3 protein-coding genes are annotated in these 2559 nt (G+C 45.8%); all 3 read right to left on the bottom strand.

What is annotated here, in order from left to right; genetic code table 11:
- Positions 1–57: 57 nt before the first annotated feature.
- The 3 genes from tnpC to DW173_RS23510 all read right to left on the bottom strand — a co-directional run bounded on the left by tnpC (position 58) and on the right by DW173_RS23510 (position 2481).
- Positions 58–1659, bottom strand: a complete 1602-nt coding sequence (gene tnpC / locus DW173_RS23520) for an IS66 family transposase (RefSeq protein ID WP_120145338.1) — start codon at positions 1657–1659, stop codon at positions 58–60.
- A gap of 94 nt (positions 1660–1753) precedes the next feature.
- Entirely contained in the window at positions 1754–2104 is a 351-nt protein-coding gene (gene tnpB / locus DW173_RS23515; RefSeq protein WP_008642045.1) for an IS66 family insertion sequence element accessory protein TnpB, read from the bottom strand.
- On the bottom strand, positions 2092–2481 hold the full coding sequence (locus tag DW173_RS23510) for a hypothetical protein (RefSeq protein ID WP_009041302.1): 390 nt from the start codon (positions 2479–2481) through the stop codon (positions 2092–2094). The genes tnpB and DW173_RS23510 overlap by 13 nt, the downstream gene beginning before the upstream one ends.
- Between the last annotated feature and the right edge of the window lie 78 nt (positions 2482–2559).

Below are 2559 nucleotides of genomic sequence, written 5' to 3'. Positions count from 1 at the left end.
GTAAGCGTCTCGGCGATGCCGCCCCCCCTCAAAAAAAATAGAAGTAGCATCTCCTCTTTATGTTTCGATCCTACTTCTATTTTCTTTCCATTTGTCCGGCAATAAATTTCTATATACCTTTATGTCCGTATTTGGTGGTAGCTTTGCCGCTTTATTGATTACCTCCGTGATATATTCGAAGGTATTTATTCCCTGCATTCTGCATGAACAGGCCAGCGAATAAAATAAGGCACCTCTTTCCGCCCCCTTATGGCTTCCAAAGAAAAGGGAATTTCTTCTGGACAGTGATATATATCGGTTGTACCGCTCGACCAAATTATTGTCCAAGTAGTAATATCCTTCAGTAAAGATGCCCTTAATGGCCTCCCATTGCGAGAGCATATAGTCAACCGCTCCCGCCATCTCACTTTTGGGAAGCAAGTCAGGCTTACTCTTTATCCTGAGCAGTTCCCTTTTTATTTCGCTGAGTATCTGCGGCGCATACCTTTTCCGGTGCCTGAGGTTATCCTTGTCTGTCCATCCCTGTCGACCAACACAGTGTTCATGTTCTTTTTGATACAGCTTGTTCGTCAGTTCAACGATCTTTTGTGCGTCCGGTTCCTCCTGTACCTCAAGGAACTTCCTTTTGACATGCTGCAGGCAGGCGATTCTTTTAATTCCCGGATAGGCGTCACTTTCCAATTTTCTATACGGACTGTATGCGTCACTTTGTACTGTCCCCTCATATTCGGAAAGAAGGTCAAAAAGCACCTTCCCGCTACGGGAGCCATTCTCGTAGAGGTACAGTATCAATTTCTGCCTGACCGCGACGGCCGCCCAGATATACCCCTGCCTTACCCCTTTGCCTCTACTGTTCTTCTCTTCCACAAGGACTTTGTGGTAACTTTCATCACAACAAAGATAAGAGTCTTCAAGCACGGCCGTTCTCAACGCCCTGTAAAGGTTTTCCAACACTTCGGCCGCTCTGCCCAGCAGGTGATGCGCGGTGGGCTTTTCAAGCTCAAATCCGCTTTCACGGAAGAAGCCGATAATCCGCTCCACACTCATAGAGTAGATATAGCGCAACTGGCATAAACCCGCTACAAAAGATCCGTCGTAGTTTGAGTTAAGGAAAGGTGCCTGGGGAGCGGAACCGCAGAAGACTGTTCCGTTTAAGCTATAAATGTTTTGCCGGTAGACAAGCTTTTCAAATTTCGGAGGAGTGTAGACATAACGGATAGAATCACGGTATCCCATGAATTTGGCAAGGGATATGCTGAAAAGGGGATGTTCGGGATTGACTTCGATTACCTTCTCTTCCAGTTCAAAATGCTCCTTGCGTTTGGATTTATTGTTTCCCCGCTCTTTGGGAGAAGGGCATGGACGGGAAGGAGACGTCTGCCGGACCGCCTCCGCTTTACCCGGTACCTGCTTTTCAGACTCGTTGCTTATAAGTTTGCCTAAGCCACGACTGATGTTCTCCTGTTTCTTCAGTTTACCATTTTTCAAGGTCAACGCCTCTTCTAATGAATGGACACTTTCGGTTAATTGCCGGACCTGCATCGTCAATTCGCAGATAAGCAGCTGCCCATGCTCCTCACGCCTGGCAGCCGCTTCAAGCTGTTCTTTTAAAGATCTGATTTGATCCTCCAGAAGTTCTATGAGCCGGTCCTTTTGCATGTGTCAAAGATAAGAAAAAAGAACCGGAAGACAAAGAAATTAGCGAAGTATTTGCAATGTAATATATTGATATACAGATTACTATATTAGGATGTCACCTCAATCGGAACCGTTTCCTGCATTTGGCAGACCGGAGCGAGACGCCCTGCATTATCAAAAGAAAAGTCTTCCAGGAGAGCTCATAAGACCCTGTATCGGGATTAAAACGGGGAACCTCAAAGGTGCCTTCTTCCAGTCGTTTCTGATAGAGAATAAAACCGTCCGTATCCCACCGCAAAATTTTAACCATGTCACGTTTGCGGGAGAAAAACACAAATACGTCACCCGAAACGGGAGAAAGGGACATGTCGGACTTGACAAGCCGGTAAAGTCCGGTCATGCCTTTACGCATATCAACATAATGCTGGCACAGATAATAATGCATGCCATCGGTTAAAGCAAACATGACTTTTCCTCCTGAATTTTACTGTTATAACGGTCGATAAAACGGCTGACGCTAAAAGAACTGCCTTGCTTGATAGAAACAGTCACTCCGTCAGGGAAAGTGATGGTAACCCCGTAAAGCATATCCGGAGAGGAGGAAGAGGAAGAGCAGACCGGAAGCAAACGGCTGAAAGAGGATGCAGGCTCTTTAGCGGTGGTGACGGAAGAAGAGGGACGCAACTCACGGATACTGATGCCGTGACGGGAAAGCCAAAGACACATACCATGGTAGTTTACATGTCGTTCACGGCAATAACTACGAAGAGTTAAGGCAGGAGAAGAACATAAACAGGATTTATAATCCGATAAGGTACGGGTGTACAAGTCATGTGCAGTCATAAGATGTGTTTTTTTATTATGACGCAAAGCTAAAAGGAAAAATTAAGATAGAAAATATGGCATCGCCGAGACGCTTAC

The organism is Bacteroides sp. AM16-13 (genome assembly GCF_003602705.1).
In the GTDB taxonomy this organism is placed as follows: domain Bacteria; phylum Bacteroidota; class Bacteroidia; order Bacteroidales; family Bacteroidaceae; genus Bacteroides; species Bacteroides xylanisolvens.
The sequence above is the reverse complement of the archived record's forward strand: the minus strand, read 5'-3'. Positions and strand labels throughout refer to the sequence as shown.

Bases quoted from the DNA above. Each gene is read 5' to 3' on its own strand.
- tnpC (WP_120145338.1), bottom strand. From the start codon at position 1,659: ATGCAAAAGGACCGGCTCATAGAACTTCTGGAGGATCAAATCAGATCT.
- DW173_RS23510 (WP_009041302.1), bottom strand. From the start codon at position 2,481: ATGACTGCACATGACTTGTACACCCGTACCTTATCGGATTATAAATCC.
- tnpB (WP_008642045.1), bottom strand. From the start codon at position 2,104: ATGTTTGCTTTAACCGATGGCATGCATTATTATCTGTGCCAGCATTAT.